Here is a 17,407-nt window from a genome sequence, read left to right as displayed (position 1 = left end):
TGCATCAAACCACAAGGAAACGCCATGCAAACCAGCAGACAACAACTCAAAGCCCTGGCCCACGCCCGCCGGGGCGTCATCGTGCCTGGCGCGTTCAACGCCCTCTCCGCCCGCGTGGTGGCCGACCTGGGCTTTGAAGCGATTTACATCACCGGCGCAGGCGTCACCAACATGTGGTTCGGTCTGCCCGACCAGGCCTTCATGGGCCTGACCGACATTGCAGACCACACGGCCCGCATCCGCGACGCCGTGGAGTTGCCGCTCATCGTGGACGCCGACACCGGCTTTGGCAACGCCCTCAATACCTACCACGCCGTGCGCACGCTGGAGCGCGCCGGGGCCGACTGCATCCAGCTCGAAGACCAGGTCAGCCCCAAACGCTGCGGGCATTTCAATGGCAAGGAAGTGATCAGCACCAACGAGATGCTGGGCAAGATCAAGGCCGCCGTGGATGCGCGCCGCGACCCGGACACTCTCATCCTGGCGCGCACGGATGCCTGCGCAACGCAGGGTTTCGAGGCCGCCGTGGAGCGCGCCCAGCGCTTTCAGGAGGCGGGCGCCGACATCCTGTTTGTCGAGGCCGTCACCTCGCTGCAAGAGATCCGCGCCCTGCCCCAGCGGCTGGCGGCGCCGCAACTGATGAATATGGTGATCGGCGGCAAGACGCCCATCACCAGTGCCGAAGAACTGGCGGGGCTGGGCTATGGCCTGGTGCTGTACGCCAACGCGGCGCTGCAGGGCGCGGTGGCTGGCATGCAGAAGGCACTGACCGTGCTGCGCGACACCCAACGCATCGATGAGGACCCGGCCCTGGTGGCGCCGTTCGCGGAGCGCCAGCGGCTGGTGCGCAAGAGCGCCTGGGACGGGCTGGAAGAAAAATACAGATAAAAAATGCCACCAGCGCATTAACCGCAAGCGCCAATAGCTATCAATTACATAGCAATCAGCATATCTCTCCGGGATAGCCCTTGGATTGCGGCCTGCATCCGTGCCGCACAAGAACGGAGCACACGGCACAATGGGTCTTCCCAGCACCTTGTGCGCGCTACCCCCCATGCAAAGCATTCCTTCCCAGAACGTGGTGGACCTGCTGCTCGACGCGGTCTGCGTCGTCCATGTGGACAGCACCATTGAGTTTGTGAGCCCGGCGTTCGAGCGCATCTTTGGCTACGCGCCCCAGGAAGTCATCGGCAAGCGCATGCTCGACATGGTGCACCCCGAAGATCTGGCGATCACCCAGCGCCAGGCACAGCGCGTGATGGAAGGCCACCTGCAGCTGCAGTTTGAAAACCGCTATGTGCGCAAGGACGGCTCCATCGCCCACATTCGCTGGACAGCGCGCTGGCTGCCCGACAAGCAGCTGCGGCTGGCCGTGGCGCACGACATCACCGAGCGCAAGTTCACCGAGTCCATGCAGGCGGTGATCTATGCGATTTCCGAGGCTGCCCACACCACCCAGAATCTTCAGGCACTGTTCCAGCACATCCACCAGATCATCGGACGGCTTTTGCCTGCCACCGACTTCGCGGTCGCGCTCTACGACGCCTGCAATGATTCGTTGAGTTTTCCGTACCACGTCAACGAACCGGGGCCCGCCCCCACGCCGACGACCCTGGTGCAGGATGCGCTGTGTGCCGAGGTGATCCGCAGCGGCCGCACCCTGCTGCTGACCCCCGACACCCCCCCGCCCTCCGACAACGCCGGAACCCTGGAGGCGCTGCTCCATCAGCAGCTGCCACACGAACGCGCGCCGCTGTACTGGCTGGGCGTGCCGTTGCAAACGCAGAAAGGTGCCATTGGTGCGCTGGTGCTGCAAAGCTACAACGAGCAGGGCCGCTACACCGAAAAAGACAAGGAACTGCTGCAGTTTGTCTCCACCCAGGTCGCAGCCGCCATCGAGCGCAAGCAGATGCACGAGCGCCTGGAGCACATGGCGCAGTACGACCAGCTCACGCACCTGCCCAACCGCCAGCTGTTTCTGGACCGCCTCAAGACGGCGCTGGCCCGCGCGCGGCGCGATCAAAGCCTGTTGTCCTTGCTCTTCCTCGACCTGGACAGATTCAAGCAAGTCAACGACACGCTGGGCCATGCCATGGGCGACCTGCTGCTGCAGCGTGTGGCCCAGCGGCTGCTGGAATGCGTGCGCGGCTCCGACACCGTGGCTCGCCTGGGCGGCGACGAATTTGTGGTGCTGCTCGAAAGCGGCCATGCCCGTGAGCACGCTGCGGCCGCCGCCGAGAAGATCCTGGCTGCCTTTGGCCAGCCCTTTGACCTGGAAGGCATCCACCTGACCATTCAGCCCAGCATCGGCGTGTCCATCTACCCTGAGCATGGGGGCGAGGAACACCACCTGCTGGGGCATGCGGACGAGGCGATGTACCTGTCCAAGAAAAACGGTGGCAACCAGGTGCGGGTGGCTTCGCCCCAGGGCGGACTGCCACCATGACGCAACCCGCAGCCCCAGCTATTCACACCTCCCCCCTACAAACGCCCCCGCAAAGCACCACACCACGCGGGCACGGGCTGCGCATGCTGGCCACCAGCCTGGGCGTCACTGCGCTGGCCTTGCCGTTGGCGTTCATGGTGACGGTGCTGCTGCACCCTTTCTGGTCCTGGCTGGAAACCACGACGGGCCTGGAGAGCATGGGCCGCCATGGCCCGGCCAGCTGGTGTTATGGGACCATCTGGGGGTTGATCGTGCTGGCTGTGTTCCTGCACGTTGGCCTGCGCAGGGCGCGCACCCTGTTCGCTCCCGCAAAAAATTGCCCTGGCAAGCGCCTTTCCTGACCCCTCAGTGCTCCATCCCATTCCATCCATGTCCTCCTCGTTCTCCAGCACCATGTTCTACAACGCACTCCAGCTCGCCCATGTCCTGTCCGTCATCGTGTGGATCGGCGGCATGGTGTTTGCCCATTTCTTCCTGCGCCCTGCAGCACAGTCGCTGGAGCCGCCGCTGCGTGTGCGGCTCATGCACGATGTGTTGCAGCGTTTTCTGGCTGCGGTGAGTGTGGCGGTGGTGGTGGTACTGGGCAGCGGGCTGTGGATGATCGGCCGCGTGGCCAAACAGGCCGTGCAGGCAGGGGGCAGCTTTGCCATGCCGCTGGACTGGACCATCATGGCCACGCTGGGCCTGGCCATGATGGCCATCTTCGGTCACATCCGGTTTGCACTGTTCAAGCGCCTGCAGCGGGCGGTGGCTGCGTCGGACTGGCCCGCCGGGGGCAAGGCCCTGGGCAGCATCCGCAGCTGGGTGGGTGTGAACCTGGCGCTGGGCGTGGTGATTGTGGTTGTCACCGTGCTGCTGTAGCGCGGCGCCACGCCGAATCGGCCGACGGCAGGGCGTTGTAGCCCCCTGCCTGTGCCGCGTCAATGCACGATGGCCAACTTGCCAAAATGCCGCCCGCCCGCGCTGAGTTCGGCATACGCGGCCTGCGTTTCATCGATGCCGAACACGCGGTCGACGGCGGGCACGATGCGGTGCGCCGCAATGGCCTGCGTGGCTTGCGCAAGGTCGGCCACCGACCCCGTGTTGTTGCCCACGATGCGCAAGGCTTTCACGATGACCGGCAGCATGTCGATGGAAGCCACCGATCCCGTGACGAAGCCCACCGTGAACACCGTGCCGCCGAACGCAGCCGCCTGCAGCGAGCGTGCCAGGGTAGCGGCGCCCACGGTTTCCACCACCAGGTCGGCACCGCGCCCGTTGGTGAGCCGCAGCACCTCCTCGTCCCAAGCGGGGGTGGCGCGGTAGTTGATCAGGTGGTCCGCGCCAAGCTGGCGCGCACGCTCCAGCTTGTCGTCGGACGATGAAGCCAGAATCACCGTGGCACCGCTCGCCTTGGCAAACTGCAGCGCAAAAATGCTGACGCCGCCTGTGCCCAGCAGCACCACGACGGACCCTGGACGCACCGATGCCGACCGCACCGCATTCCAGGCGGTGGTGGCCGCAATCGGCAGCGCCGCACCGTGCACAAAATCCAGGTGCGGCGGCAAGGCCACCAGGCTGGCAGCCGGCACGGCCACGTATTCGGCCAGCGAACCCGGCAGGGTCACGCCCCGCAACGCCGCCACATGGCCAGGGGTGATGGCGCCAGCCAGCCAACCCGGCATGAAATGCGGAATCACCCGGTCGCCCACCGCGACGCCCTCCACCCCCTCGCCCAGGGCAACCACCTCGCCCGCGCCGTCGGCCACCGGCACCATCGGAAAGCCCGCCACCGGGAACCCCCCCGTAGCGATGGCCACATCCAGGTAGTTGAGAGAGGCAGCCCGCAGCCGCACCACCACCTCGCCCCTGGCGGGCTCGGGGTCTGGGAGCTGAGTGGTTCGGAACGCGGTGAGCGAAGGCGCGGTGAGTTCAACGGCTTTCATGGGCGGCAGGTCCTTGTGATGTGGGAAAGAAAAAAAACGAAAACGGATGGGGTGCCGCCCCGCCGGGGCAACACCTGCCGCGCCAGTGTGATTCACCATCATTGACAGATAAACTGCCATTCACTGCAATCATTTGAAATCAGGAGTTGCAAATGGACATGCTGGACAGCATGAAGGTCTATGTGCTGACCGTGGAACAAGGCAGCCTCAGTGCCGCCGCCGTGGCCACCGGCATCTCGGCCACCATGGCGGGCAACCACCTGCGCACGCTGGAGAAGCGGCTGGGCACGCAGCTGCTGCACCGCACCACCCGGCGCCAGCACCTCACGGCCTTTGGCGAGGATTACTACGCGCGCTGCAAGGAAATCCTGCGCCTGGTGGCCGAGACCGATGCCCTGGCGCAGAACCAGCAGTTGGCCCCGGCAGGCAAGCTGCGCATCAGCGCACCGGTCACCTTTGGCGCCGAGGCGCTGATGCCCGCCCTCTCCACCTACCTTGACTGCTACCCCGACGTCAGTGTGGACATCGCGCTGAATGACCGCGTCGTGGACCTGCTGGAAGAAGGCTTTGAAGCCGCGATCCGCATCGGCCACCTGCCGGACTCCGCACTGATCGCCAGGCCCCTGGCGCCCTACCGGCTGATGGTCTGCGCATCCCCCGCCTACCTCGTGCTGCGTGGCACCCCCCAAAGGCCGGGCGACCTCACCGGCCACGAATGCCTATCGTTCAGCCCTTCCGCCCTGATGCAGTGGAGCCTCACAGGCGACGATGGTGTGTGCCGCGTGCCCGTGTCGGGGCGGCTGCAGGTCAACAACGGGCAGGCGCTGCGGGTGGCGGCGCTGCACGGCCTGGGCATCGTCCTGCAGCCGGCCATCCTGCTCGAAGCCGATGTGCGCGCGGGCCGCCTGGTGCAGCTGTTTGCAAGCTATGAACTCCCGAGCCGCCCCATGAGCGTGGTGTACCCGCCAGACCGCTACCGCTCGCCCAAGCTGCGCAGCTTCGTGGATTTTTTGCTGGAACAGTTTTCGTAGCACGCGGCTGCAGCGCGCATAAAAATGCGCTCGCTGCTGGTGGTCCCGCGGTTCACCTACAGAAGTCGCGGACAAGCCCTCTGCTGACAGCACCCCAGCACGCAGAGCCTCTACCATCGGGCACAGAGGAGCCTTGCTACGTGTTCAAGTATTTCGAAAGCCGCCTTCCCCCCTACCCCCCCGCCGAACCCCATTTGCCCCCGAAGGACTTCATGGCCTTTGTGTGGGATGGCACGCGTGGCCTGCGCGGCTACGTGGTGGCCATGGCCGGTCTGTCTGCGGCCATCGCCTTCTATGAAGCGTTGCTGTTTGCCGTGCTGGGCTACGTGGTGGACTGGATATCCAACACGGCCCCGGGCGCACTGTGGGCCGAGCGCAAAGGTGCGCTGATCGGCATCGCCGCGCTGCTGCTGGCTTCGGTGGCACTGGTGGCGGTGCAAACCAGCATCAAGCACCAGGTGCTGGCCATCAACTTCCCGCTGCGCCTGCGCTGGAACTTTCACCGGTTGATGCTGGGCCAGAGCATGGCCTTTTATGCCGACGAGTTTGCAGGCCGCATCACCACCAAGGTCATGCAGACCGCGCTGGCCGTGCGCGACATGATCTTCACGACGACCGACGTGGTGATTGGCATGGGCATTTACATCGCCACCATCCTGGTGCTGCTCGCGGGGTTCGATGCGCGGTTGATCGTGCCGTTTGCGGTATGGATCGTCGCCTACGGCTTGGCCTGCTGGTACTTTGTGCCGCGTCTGGGCAAGGTGGGCAAGGCGCAGGCCGATGCGCGCTCGGTGATGACCGGGCGCATCACCGACGCCTACACCAACATCGCCACCGTCAAGCTGTTCTCGCACACCCGGCGCGAATCTGAATTTGCCCGTGCCGCCATGGATGCGTTCAAGCTCACCGGCTACGCGCAGATGCGGCTGGTGAGCCGGTTCGAGATCGTGAACCACATCCTGGTGGTGGCGATGATTCTCGGCGCCTGCGGGACCGCGCTGTGGTTGTGGTCGGCGGGCGAAGTGGGCGCCGGGGCCGTGGCCGCCGTCACCGCCATGACGCTGCGCGTGTCGGGCCACGCCCACTGGGTGATGTGGGAGATGACCACCCTGTTCGAGAGCGTGGGCACCATCCAGGACGGCATCAACACGCTGACCAAGCCCCACACCGTGGTCGATGCGCCCGGCGCGGCGCCTCTCAGCGTGACCCAGGGCGAGGTGCGTTTTGACAACATGAGCTTTGCCTACGGCAGCGGCCCCGGTGCCCGCCCTGTCATCGACCGGCTCAACCTGACCATTCGTCCGGGCGAGAAGATCGGGCTCATCGGCCGCTCGGGCGCAGGCAAGTCCACCCTGGTCAACCTGCTGCTGCGTTTTCACGACGTGCAGTCGGGCCGCATCCTTATCGATGGGCAGGACATCGCCCAGGTCACGCAGGACAGCCTGCGCCGCAACATCGGCATGGTCACGCAAGACACCTCGCTCTTGCACCGCTCCATGCGCGACAACATCCTGTACGGCCGCCCCGACGCGAGCGAAGCCGACCTGCACCAGGCCGCCGAGCGCGCGGAAGCGGCGGACTTCATCACCACGCTGACGGATCTGCAGGGCCGCGCAGGCTACGAGGCGCATGTCGGTGAGCGCGGCGTGAAACTCTCGGGGGGCCAGCGCCAGCGCGTGGCCATTGCGCGCGTGATGCTCAAGGACGCGCCCATCCTGCTGCTGGACGAGGCCACCAGCGCGCTCGACTCCGAGGTGGAAGCCGCCATCCAGCAAAGCCTGGACGGCCTCATGCAGGGCAAGACCGTGATCGCGATTGCCCACCGCCTGTCCACCATCGCCGCCATGGACCGCCTCATCGTGATGGACGCGGGCCGCATCGTCGAAGAAGGCACCCATGCGCAACTGCTGGCGCAGGGTGGCGTGTATGCACGGCTGTGGGGTCACCAGAGCGGTGGATTCCTGGGCGAATCGGAAGAGGATTGACCTGACAGGGACCGACACCAAGCCGCCTGGACGACAGGCTGTCGCGCAAGCGGCTGTGCAGCCGACGCGTTGCCCCTACGGTGGCGGTTTTCAACACCTGATGGAAAGGCTTCGATGATCAAAGTCACCGCCCTGTACCGCTGGCGCGAAGGCGCCACCTTCAACCATGACTACTACCACGGCGAACACATGCGCATCGCCCGTTCGGCCCTGCAGCCACTGGGCCTGGTGCGGCTGGAGAGCGACCGCGTGCTCTACCCCGGCGAGCCCCGCCCCGGCCAGGTGGTGGCGCTGACCAATGCTTTTTTCAGCGACCTGAAGCAGGCACAAATCGCAGCCAAACAGACGGCGGCGGCGCTGATGGCCGACATTCCCAACTACACCAACATCGAGCCCGAGTCGTACTTTGCGCAGATGCTGGCACATGAGGTCACTGCCTGAGCGCACAGGCTAGCGCGTGAATTGCAATTCAGCGCTCGCGCACGGCCTTGAACAACAGGCCCAGGCTCACGGCCATGCCCAGCATGGGTACCCCGGCCAGAAGTGCCACCACGGCGCGTGTGACGGGTGACCAGTCGAAATCCCGCGCCGTGCGCCACGCACCATAGGCTGCCACACAACCCAGGATGAGCATTCCCATGCGGAAACTCGCTCCAGGCTTGAAGAACGCAATCAGCAGCACCGCGTTGGCCACGCCAATGGCCAGGGCCACATGGCCCAGATGCAGGGAGAAGGCGGACCGCGCACCACGGCTGTGCTCCCCCTCCTCGTCATCGTCCACCCCGCTGCGTGAGCGGCTGTGCGCCGAAACCTGGGACGGCTGGGCACGCGTTGGCGCTGGTGCAGCTGTATCGGCCCGGCCCCACTCCGATGCGGACAGTCCGGCCGCCACCACACCGGCCGCCGCGGCAGGGGCGGACACCGACCGCGCCTCTGCGCTGGGGGCCAGCCCCCGCTCCTGCAGCATGGCACGCAGACGGCCTGGCGCGCGCAGGGCCGTGACCAATGCACGCACGGGGCCCTGCTCGGCCGGAGAGACTCGCAAGTTTTCGACCCTCAGGGTGCTGCCGCGCACATGGGCCAGCATGAAAAGCGCCTTGCCCACCAGGGCGTCCTTGGGTCCACCCCTCCCCTCCTCGACGAAGAGGGCCAGGTTGTAGGTCGCGTCGGCATGGCCCGCCTCGGCCGCCTGGGCATACCACGCGCGGGCCTGGGCCAGGTTCACGGGTCCCCCGTCGCGGCCATGTTGGTCTGATGTGCCCAGGCTGAACGCCGCATGGGGGTCGCCTTCGCGCGCGAACCAGCCCACCAGGTCGCGCGTGACCGAGCCGGTCCACACGACGGGTGCAGAGGAAGACGAGGACGAAGGTGCAGGGGCCATGGGTGCCAGGCTGAGGCCGCCCGGTGAGTCGGACTCTTCCTGGCGTTGCTGCATCTTTTGCGCCTGCTGCCGCTGCGCTTGCGCCGCAGCATTCCATTTGGCGGCCTCTTCCTTGTCCACGGGGCCGCCCCAGCCACGCTCGTGCATCAACGCCAGCAAGCGCTTGGCGGGTTCGTAGTCCCAGTCGGCGGCCCGGTGGCACCAGTAGCGGGCGCTCTCGTAATTGGGCTGTTCCCAGCCGATCACCGTCTCCAGCGCATGCTGAAACGCCGCCACCTCATGGCCCTGCGCAGCCACTGCCATCACGGTGTCGGCGGCTTCGATGCGTTTGCGCGTGAAGAGCGCCATTTGCTCGGCATGCACAAAGGCATCGTCCACGGCCTTGCGCTCGTCGTCCACGATCTTGAGCAGCTGCTCACCCGACGCAGAGTTCAGGCGCGCGGACAGCGTCTGCACACGCGCTTTCGCCTCCGCCGGAAAGCGTTCGTAAAAGCCCTTGGCATCCAGTTGGGTCTGGGCATCGTGCGCACCCATTGTCTGCAGCACGGCTGCCAGGTCGAAGTGCCGACGCTGGCCCATCGTGCCAAAGCGCAACGCGCGGCCCATGGCGTAGAGGGCGTGTTTGTTGCCGAGCGCCGCCCAGCGCCGGTACTCGGCCCAGGCCGTGGCGTCGTCACCCGCCTTGCGGGCGCTGACCGCATGCCGCACCTGCAGATCCGGCTCTTCGGGCACATCGCCGTTGGCCAGGTAGTGCAGGCCGTTCTGGGGGTCATACAGGTTCAGGCCCAGCCTATGGGCCTGCTCGCAGGCATGGTCAAACGGCGGGCCCCAGTCCGACATGCGGGTGTTCAGACCAAAGCCAAACGTGGGCTCGGTGTCTTCCGTGCCGCCCAGCCAGATGTCCCAGGCCTCTGGGAACCGATCTTCCACCACCCGGGCCCACGCCACGAACTTGGGGTTCAGCGGGCCCCTGGGGCCATCAGCCGCGCGCTCGAACTGTGCTTCGGCCTCCGCCTTGGTGGTGGGCCAGGGCCAATCGGCAGGTTTTTCCCAGAGCTGCAGCGTGTAACTCATTCCATCCCCTCCCGGCGCGGCGTTACTACTTGGTGTGGTTCGCGGATTTTAGGGGGCCCTTTATCCTTGCCACGGCAGCCAGGTGTTGATGCAGCGTGCCCTGCAACGTGGCGGCGGTCTGCTAATTTTTGGTGAAAATAGGCCCTACCGCTTGTTCACATTGCGTTTATAGCTATAAATTTAATAGCAAACAACTTTCAAACCGCCTACCCATGTCCACCACCACACCCATTCCGCTCGACATGCCCATCCCCACGGGCGACCAGCTCAAGGCAGCGCGCATTGCCGCAGGGCTCAGCCAGGCGCAGGCGGCGGAGCTGATGGGTTACCCGCTGCAGACGGGCAGCCGGGGCGGTGTGCAGTCGCGCACCTGGCAGGCGCTGGAGAGCACCAGCGACGAGCGCAACATGCAAGGGCCGGTGTTTGCGATGTTTCTGCTGCTCACGGGCCAGCATCCTGCGTTTTGCCTGACCGAAAGATCCGGAGCGAACGGTGGTGCGCACGCCCCCGTGGGCGCCTGAACCCAGCCGGGCGCATGCAGAAGGCGCCCTGCGCGAACCCAGAACCCTAGCGGGGGGCTGACTGGGGCTCCGGGTTCACTGGGTCGGCCTCAATAGCCCGGAGCTTCCTTCGCGTACTCAGGCGATGTTGACGGTGAGATTCGCCGCGTAGCCGCTCGCCACACTCCCACTGATGGCCACCATCTCCGTGCTGGTGCCGTCACTGAACACGTTGTCGGCGGCGAAGCTCGCCACCGAATTGTTCTGGCCCTTGGCGCTGTACAGCGTGCTGTTGTAGACCGCCGTCGTCACATCCTGCGGGAAGGCCAGTTGGGTGGTGGCCGTGGCGGTGACGCTCAGGTTGTCGTTCAGATAGACCTGGGCGTGGATGTGCGTGATGCGGCCTGCGTACCAGCCGGGGTAGATGGTGGTGAAGGTGACCTGGCCACTGCTGTTGGTCACCTGGATACCGCGCAGATACGTCAGCCCCGCCTGGCCCGCATTGGTGCCGGTGCTGTAACCCGAGTAGAGGCCATCCTTGTCGCAGTGCCAGATGTAGACCGCTGCGCCCGCCACGGGCGCACAGCCATTGCTCACATCCTGCACCGTCAGCGTGACCGTCAGCGGTACGCCGGTTTTGCCTTCGGTGATGTTGCTGCGCACCATGGCCGAGTTCGACAGGATTGCCAGCAGTGGATAGGGCCCCTGGGTCTCGGTGGCCGTGAGTGTGCAGGTGCCCGTGGCGGCGCGCGTGGCCACCACCGTGTAGGTGCGCGCCGTGACGCCATCTGCGGCCGTCACCACGATGCTCAGGGTGTTGCTCCCCACCGCGAGGGTGATGGCAGATGACGCCGCGCCGCTGGCCACCGTGCTGCCATTGACTGTGACCTTGGCACCGCTGCTCGCAGTGGTCGGTGTGAGGGTCAACGAAGCCACGGTGTTGGAGATGGCCGCCGTATAAGACGTTGTGGCCGCCGCAAAGGACGGAGACAGGCTGCCAGACGACAGGACCAGCGCAGACAGGCTCGCATCCGTGGACACTGAGGCTGCGGCCCGCGTCACGACCACGGTGGTGGTGCTGCTGGTGCCGCTGTCCTGCGCGGTCACGACGATCTTGATCGTGTTGCTGCCCACCGCCAGCGCGATGGCGCCGGAATTGCTGCCGTTGCCCACCGCCACACCATTCACCGAGACCGTGGCCGCCGCGCTGGTGGCCGTGGGCGTCACGGTGACCGACGTCACGCTGTTGGCGACCGTGGCGGTGTAGCTGCTGGTGGCGGAAGCGAAGGCCGGCGTGAGCGCCCCAGCCGATAGCACGAGTGCTTTGAGCGAGGCATCGCTGGACACCGTGGTGGCGGCCCGCGTGACAACGATGGTGTAGCTGCGCGTGGTGACCTTGTCCTGGGCGGTGACGCGCACGGTGAGCGTGGTGGTGCCTACGGCCAGCGAGATGGCTGCCGACGCGCTGCCGCTGGTCACGGCCACGCCATTGATACGGATGCTTGCGGCGCTGCTGGTGGCCGTGGGCGTGAGCGTGACCATCGAGACGGCATTGGCCACCGCCACCGTGTAGGCCGTGGTGCCCGCCGCAAACGTGGGCGACAGCTCGCCCGACGACAGCGTGAGTGCGCGCAGCGACGCATCTGGGGACGCACTGGCCGGCGCCCGCGTGACCCGCACCGTGTAAGTGCGCGCGGTGCTGCCATCGGCCGCCGTGACGACGACCGACAGCGTGTTCGCTCCCTCGGCGAGGGCCACCGTCGCCGTGCTGCTGCCGCTGGCCACCGTGGTGCCGTTGACCTGGACGCTGGCATCGGCGCCCGCAGTCGTTGGCACCAGCTTCAGCGACGCAACGGTGTTGGCCACCGCCAGGTCGTAACTGGTGGTGGCCGCATCAAACGCCGGGCTCAACCCTTCTTCTGACACGCTCAGCCCGGAGAGCGCCGCATTGCTCGACGTGCTGGAACTGCTGCTGCCGCCACCTCCGCACGCGCTCAAGGTCAGCGCCGTGAGCGCGCCCACGGTGCCCAGTGCATTGCGACGCCGAGTGAGAAGAGGATGGGTTGCGTGTGTCATACGGGGGCCTTCAGAAGATTGGGGATAGGGAGTCAAACCATGCAAATGGCAGATGCGCCACCCGCGTTTCTGCCTGCCAATTGGGGAGACAAATGGGAGACGCCGCCCAGCGTTGTCTCACTGCGGCGGCGCCCGATCCGTTGCACCCTTCCCAGCCATGCCCCTGCTTTTCGTCCGCACCCGTTGCAAGCCTGTTGCAACGACGGGCAAAAAAAAGGGATGGCCCGCTAAGGCCATCCCGCACCCTGCCCAGCAAGGGCAGACCAACGGATAGCTCGCTCAATCCACCTTGATATTCGCCGCCTTGATGACCTGCGCCCACTTTTCGACTTCAGCCTTCTGGAAGGCGGCAATCTGCGTCACGTTCAGGTCGGCCGGCTCCATGCCAAACCCCTTCAGGCGGTTTTGCATGTCGGGCTGGGCGAGGATCTTGCGGATCTCGTCGTGCAAGCGCGTGACAACGGGTGTGGGGGTGCCGACGGGCACAAAAATCGCCTGCCACGACTGCACCTGGAAGTCGGCCAGGCCATTCACGCCCGATTCGGCCACGGTGGGCACATCGGGCATGGAGGCCAGGCGTTTGGGCGAGGTGACGGCAATGGCGCGCAGCTTGCCGCTCTGGATGTGCGGTGCAGCAACTACCGTGGTGTCGAACATCATGTCCACCTGGCCGCTGATCACGTCCTGGATGGCGGGGCCGCTGCCCTTGTACGGGATGTGCGTGAACTTCACGCCCGACTTGTAGGCCAGCAGTTCCACAGCCAGGTGCTGCGAGCTGCCGGTGCCGGCGGAGGCAGACGACAGGCCGCCCTCCTTGGCTTTGGCGGCGGCCAGCACGTCCTTGAGCGTCTTGTGTGGGCTGTTGGCGGCCACGACCAGCACCACGGGGTTGGTACCGATCAGCGTGACGGGGCTGAATGACTTGATGGGGTCATAGCCCAGCTTCGGGTACAGGCTGATGTTGATGGCGTGGGAGCTGACGGTGCCACCCAGCAGCGTGTAGCCGTCAGGTGCGGCGCGCGCTGCAGCTTCCGAACCAATGCTGCCGGCCGCGCCACCCTTGTTCTCGACCACCACGGTGGTCCCCAGGACGGTGCCCAACTGCTGGCCGATCAGGCGGCCGAGCGTGTCGGTGGTGCCGCCAGCGGCAAACGGCACCACGTAGCTGATCGGCTTGCCCGTGGGCCAGGTGCCCTGGGCGGCGGCGGGCAGGCCGATGAAGCCCACGGCGGCGGCAAGGGCCGCTGTGTGGATGAGGGTTCTGCGTTGCATGAAAAGTCTCCTGGTTTATGGATGGTGAATGGATGGCCCGAATGGAGGAACCGCTCTGGCGTTTCTACGGTTCAGGCCGTCTCAAGGCAGGTCAACGATCTCGACCCAGTTGGGGTTCTTGCCCGCAGGCACACGCGTTGGGGTGCCCGGGATGCCGGTGGTGGGATCGATGGGATGCAGCGAAACCTGGTGGGACTCCTGCCCCGCCGCGATCAGGAATCGGCCCGACGAATCCACCGCAAAGCCGCGCGGGGTTTTTTCGGTGGGCACCTGGCCCAGCGGTTGCAGCTGGCCCGTGGCCGCGTCGATGCGGAAGCTGCTGAGCGTGCTCGAGGTACGTTCCGACGCATACAGCGTACGGCCATCAGGCGACAGGTGAATGTCGGCCGCCCAGGGCTTGCCGGTAAAGCCGGCCGGCAGCGCTGTGGTGCGCTGCACCGCGCGCAGCGTGCCGCGCGTGGCGTCGTAGGCCATCACGTGGACGGAGGCGTCCAGTTCATTCAGCAAATAGACAAAGCGCTGCCCCTTGTCCCACACGAAGTGGCGCGGGCCCGCTTTTTCAGGGGTCACCGTGGTGACTGCCGGCTCGTTGGCGGTGAGCTTGCCGGTCTCGGCATCGAAGCGCCAGGCCGAGAGGTTGTCGCCGCCCAGGCTGGTGGCAAACACATGGCGATTGGCGGCATCGGCATGGATGGCGTGCGCATTGGGCGCCGTGGGGATGAGCTGCTGCACAGCGCCCACCGCCCCATCCTTGCCAATGCTGTTGACCGTGATCTTGTGGCCCGGGTACGAGGCCGCGAATAGCCAGCGACCCGTGGCATCGGTATCGATATTGGCCATGCTGTCGGCCAGCGGGGCCTCGCCCAGCTTGCGCAGCTTGCCGCTGGCGGGGTCGATCGCCAGGCTCACCACCCGAAACGGCTGCGAACGCAGTGCCACGTACAGCACCTTCTTGTCCGGGCTCACCGCCATGGGCATCGCCATGCCGCCCAGTGCCGTGGTGTCCACCGGCTTGAGCGCGGCGGCGCTTCGGTCCAGCTCGAACACCGACACATCCTGGCTGTCTGCGTTGGAGACATAGACCCAGGTGACCGCCCAGGCGCCGGGCGTGGCCAGGCAGGTAGCGGCAGCCAGTGCCAGTTGCGCCGCCCGGGTGCGGATGCGAAGTACAGCGGTCATTGCCATCTCCTGAAGTGATCGGCGCGGTGGTCGCAGCCACCGCTTGCCATGTGGGTGTTCATCCGCCGGCTACTGACCGGGACTCGGTGTGGTCGGCGGAGTGTCTTGGGTTTTGTCATACGTTATATGTTGTCGTACAACAAGAACTGCATTGTCGCTATAACTTCCAACTCTTCATGCAGGGATTACCCCAATTTTGAAGACTGCCGCTCGCGGGATTTTTCCGGCGATACCATAGGGAAATTCGCGCAAAAATGCTGGTAGAAACCCTGATTTTTCACCTAAAAAGATCCCAATCCCCACCATTCCTATTGCCATTTTGCAATCTTGGTTGTACGATGACTAACAACTTAATTCACGGAGACATTCCATGACCCTGCGCCGTAGAGCCGCCTTTCTGGCGTGTATCGCCACCCTTGCTGCGGCCTCTGCCACCGCACAGACCGCCGAATGGCCTGCCAAGACCCTGCGGATCGTGGTGCCCTACCCTCCAGGCGGCAGCTCGGACATCATTGCGCGCTCCATCAGCCAAGTGCTGTCCGAATCGCTCAAGCAGACGGTGATCGTCGAGAACAAGCCCGGCGCCAACGGCAACCTGGGTGCCGACTTTGTGACCAAGGCCGAACCCGATGGCTACACCCTGCTGCTGTGCGACGTGGGTGCGCTGGCCATCAGCCCCTCGGTTTACACCAAGCTGTCGTTCGACCCCTCCAAGGACCTGCGTGGCGTGACCATGCTGGCGTACTCCCCCCACCTGTTGGTGGTGCACCCTTCGGTGCCCGTCAACAACTTCAAGGAGTTGGTGGCGTATTCGAAAAAGAACGACCTGAACTTTGCCGTGACGGCCACTGGCAGCGCGCCGCACGTAGCGGGCGTGGCGCTGGAGCGCGCCAGCGGTGCAAAGTGGCAATACATCCCCTACAAGGGGGGCGTTACCGCCATTCAAGACACCGTGGCTGGCCAAACCCAGATCCTGATGAACGGCATGCTCGCCACCCTGCCCCAGGTGCAGAACGGCAAGCTCAAGGTGCTGGGCGTTTCCAAAGCCACGCGCATGCCGCTGATTGGCGATGTGCCCACCCTCGCCGAACAAGGCGTGGCTGGTTTCGAATCGGGCACATGGCAAGGCATTCTGGTGCCACGCGGCACCCCGGATGCCATCGTGCAAAAGCTTAACAAGGCACTCATCACGGCCATCCGCGCCCCCGAGATCCGCTCGCGCCTGGCCGGCCAGGGTGCTGAAGTGGTGACCATGACCCCCGCCGAGCAAGACCAGTTCTTCACCAAGGAACGCGCACGCTGGGCCACCGTGGTGAAGGCCGCCAACATCAAGCTCGACTGATTTCCCACTTCGAAGCTCCAAGGCTTTCAAGGTTTTTCTCACCAGACCCACCATCACCATGAACCCGCAAGAACTCAAATCCATCATGGGCTCCGGCCTGCTGTCCTTCCCCATCACGGACTTCGACGAGCAGGGTGAATTCCGCCCCAAGACCTACATCGAGCGCCTGGAGTGGCTGGNATCATGGGCTCCGGCCTGCTGTCCTTCCCCATCACGGACTTCGACGAGCAGGGTGAATTCCGCCCCAAGACCTACATCGAGCGCCTGGAGTGGCTGGCCCCCTACGGCGCCAGCGCCCTGTTCGCCGCTGGCGGCACGGGCGAGTATTTCTCGCTGTCCGGCCCCGAGTACGGCCAGGTGATCAAGACCGCCGTGGATACCTGCCGCGGCAAGGTGCCGATCATTGCCGGTGCCGGTGGCCCCACCCGCACGGCCATCGCCCATGCCCAGGAGGCCGAGCGCCTGGGCGCCCACGGCATCCTGCTGCTGCCCCACTACCTGACCGAAGCCGGCCAAGAGGGTTTGATCGAGCATGTGGCGGCGGTCTGCAAGAGCGTGAAGTTCGGGGTCATCGTCTACAACCGTGACCGCACCAAGCTGACGGCCGATTCCCTGGCCATCCTGGCCGATCGCTGCCCGAACCTGGTGGGCTTCAAGGATGGCGTGGGCAATATCGAGACCATGTCTTCCATCTTCATGAAGATGGGCGATCGTTTCTCGTACCTGGGCGGCCTGCCCACGGCCGAGGTGTATGCAGCGGCCTACAAGGCGCTGGGCACGCCGGTGTACTCGTCGGCGGTGTTCAATTTCATCCCCAAGNGACCGCACCAAGCTGACGGCCGATTCCCTGGCCATCCTGGCCGATCGCTGCCCGAACCTGGTGGGCTTCAAGGATGGCGTGGGCAATATCGAGACCATGTCTTCCATCTTCATGAAGATGGGCGACCGCTTCTCCTACCTGGGCGGCCTGCCCACGGCCGAGGTGTATGCAGCGGCCTACAAGGCGCTGGGCACGCCGGTGTACTCGTCGGCGGTGTTCAATTTCATCCCCAAGACGGCGATGGAGTTCTACAAGGCCGTGGCCAGCGACGACATCGCCACGCAGCACAAGTTGCTCAAGGAGTTCTTCATGCCTTACCTGGCGATTCGCAACCGGGTGGAAGGCTACGGCGTGAGCATCATCAAGGCGGGCGCCA

15 protein-coding genes and 2 pseudogenes are annotated in these 17,407 nt (G+C 65.3%); 12 read left to right on the top strand and 5 right to left on the bottom strand.

The window, feature by feature from the left end; all coding sequences use genetic code 11:
- Window positions 1–24: 24 nt before the first annotated feature.
- The 4 genes from ASE39_RS14150 (at window position 25) to ASE39_RS14135 (ending at window position 3,307) form a co-directional block, all read left to right on the top strand.
- Complete coding sequence (locus ASE39_RS14150; protein ID WP_057271571.1) at window positions 25–888, top strand: isocitrate lyase/PEP mutase family protein; 864 nt, start codon at window positions 25–27, stop codon at window positions 886–888.
- 166 nt (window positions 889–1,054) lie between these two features.
- Complete coding sequence (locus ASE39_RS14145; RefSeq protein WP_057271570.1) at window positions 1,055–2,446, top strand: diguanylate cyclase; 1,392 nt, start codon at window positions 1,055–1,057, stop codon at window positions 2,444–2,446.
- Complete coding sequence (locus ASE39_RS14140) at window positions 2,443–2,787, top strand: hypothetical protein (RefSeq protein WP_140426786.1); 345 nt, start codon at window positions 2,443–2,445, stop codon at window positions 2,785–2,787. The genes ASE39_RS14145 and ASE39_RS14140 overlap by 4 nt, the downstream gene beginning before the upstream one ends.
- Window positions 2,788–2,839: 52 nt before the next feature.
- Window positions 2,840–3,307 carry a CopD family protein gene (locus tag ASE39_RS14135; protein ID WP_082615471.1) on the top strand — a complete coding sequence of 156 codons (468 nt, stop codon included), beginning with the start codon at window positions 2,840–2,842 and terminating at the stop codon, window positions 3,305–3,307.
- A gap of 59 nt (window positions 3,308–3,366) precedes the next feature.
- Here the strand turns inward: ASE39_RS14135 and ASE39_RS14130 are convergent, their stop codons facing one another.
- Window positions 3,367–4,371 carry an NAD(P)-dependent alcohol dehydrogenase gene (locus ASE39_RS14130; RefSeq protein WP_057271828.1) on the bottom strand — a complete coding sequence of 335 codons (1,005 nt, stop codon included), beginning with the start codon at window positions 4,369–4,371 and terminating at the stop codon, window positions 3,367–3,369.
- Window positions 4,372–4,523: 152 nt separating this feature from the next.
- Here ASE39_RS14130 and ASE39_RS14125 point away from each other — a divergent pair, with 152 nt between their 5' ends.
- The 3 genes from ASE39_RS14125 (at window position 4,524) to ASE39_RS14115 (ending at window position 7,828) form a co-directional block, all read left to right on the top strand.
- Entirely contained in the window at window positions 4,524–5,402 is an 879-nt protein-coding gene (locus ASE39_RS14125) for a LysR family transcriptional regulator (protein ID WP_057271567.1), read from the top strand.
- 140 nt (window positions 5,403–5,542) lie between these two features.
- Window positions 5,543–7,387, top strand: a complete 1,845-nt coding sequence (locus ASE39_RS14120) for an ABC transporter ATP-binding protein (protein ID WP_010458972.1) — start codon at window positions 5,543–5,545, stop codon at window positions 7,385–7,387.
- A gap of 114 nt (window positions 7,388–7,501) precedes the next feature.
- The gene (locus tag ASE39_RS14115; RefSeq protein ID WP_010458973.1) at window positions 7,502–7,828 is read left to right on the top strand and encodes an EthD family reductase; all 327 of its coding nucleotides are present in this window, start codon (window positions 7,502–7,504) and stop codon (window positions 7,826–7,828) included.
- 28 nt (window positions 7,829–7,856) lie between these two features.
- On the opposite strand, the gene ASE39_RS14110 is transcribed toward ASE39_RS14115, so the two are convergent.
- Complete coding sequence (locus ASE39_RS14110) at window positions 7,857–9,842, bottom strand: SEL1-like repeat protein (protein WP_057271566.1); 1,986 nt, start codon at window positions 9,840–9,842, stop codon at window positions 7,857–7,859.
- Between the two features lie 212 nt (window positions 9,843–10,054).
- On the opposite strand from ASE39_RS14110, the gene ASE39_RS14105 reads away from it, so the two are divergent.
- Complete coding sequence (locus ASE39_RS14105; RefSeq protein WP_057271565.1) at window positions 10,055–10,363, top strand: helix-turn-helix transcriptional regulator; 309 nt, start codon at window positions 10,055–10,057, stop codon at window positions 10,361–10,363.
- A 117-nt stretch (window positions 10,364–10,480) separates the two neighbouring features.
- Here the strand turns inward: ASE39_RS14105 and ASE39_RS25935 are convergent, their stop codons facing one another.
- From ASE39_RS25935 to ASE39_RS14090, 3 genes are all read right to left on the bottom strand, one after another.
- A complete protein-coding gene (locus tag ASE39_RS25935) occupies window positions 10,481–12,418 on the bottom strand; it encodes a cadherin-like beta sandwich domain-containing protein (protein ID WP_082615446.1) in 1,938 nt (645 codons plus the stop codon).
- 279 nt (window positions 12,419–12,697) lie between these two features.
- Entirely contained in the window at window positions 12,698–13,690 is a 993-nt protein-coding gene (locus ASE39_RS14095) for a tripartite tricarboxylate transporter substrate binding protein (RefSeq protein WP_057271564.1), read from the bottom strand.
- Window positions 13,691–13,771: 81 nt separating this feature from the next.
- Entirely contained in the window at window positions 13,772–14,869 is a 1,098-nt protein-coding gene (locus ASE39_RS14090) for a beta-propeller fold lactonase family protein (protein ID WP_057271563.1), read from the bottom strand.
- A 370-nt stretch (window positions 14,870–15,239) separates the two neighbouring features.
- Between ASE39_RS14090 and ASE39_RS14085 the strand changes: the two genes are divergently transcribed.
- From ASE39_RS14085 to ASE39_RS14075, 4 genes and pseudogenes are all read left to right on the top strand, one after another.
- The gene (locus tag ASE39_RS14085) at window positions 15,240–16,211 is read left to right on the top strand and encodes a tripartite tricarboxylate transporter substrate binding protein (protein WP_010458985.1); all 972 of its coding nucleotides are present in this window, start codon (window positions 15,240–15,242) and stop codon (window positions 16,209–16,211) included.
- Window positions 16,212–16,269: 58 nt separating this feature from the next.
- Window positions 16,270–16,390: pseudogene (locus ASE39_RS27130) on the top strand (5-dehydro-4-deoxyglucarate dehydratase); the annotation flags it as partial.
- A 1-nt stretch (window position 16,391) separates the two neighbouring features.
- A pseudogene (locus ASE39_RS14080) lies at window positions 16,392–17,030 on the top strand (5-dehydro-4-deoxyglucarate dehydratase); the annotation flags it as partial.
- A 1-nt stretch (window position 17,031) separates the two neighbouring features.
- The coding region (locus ASE39_RS14075; protein ID WP_206779128.1) for a dihydrodipicolinate synthase family protein at window positions 17,032–17,407 on the top strand (376 nt) is incomplete at both ends.

This window comes from Acidovorax sp. Root267 (genome assembly GCF_001429215.1).
GTDB lineage: Bacteria > Pseudomonadota > Gammaproteobacteria > Burkholderiales > Burkholderiaceae_C > Acidovorax > Acidovorax radicis.
Note: the sequence above shows the minus strand (reverse complement) of the source record. Positions and strands in the feature narration are given on the sequence as shown.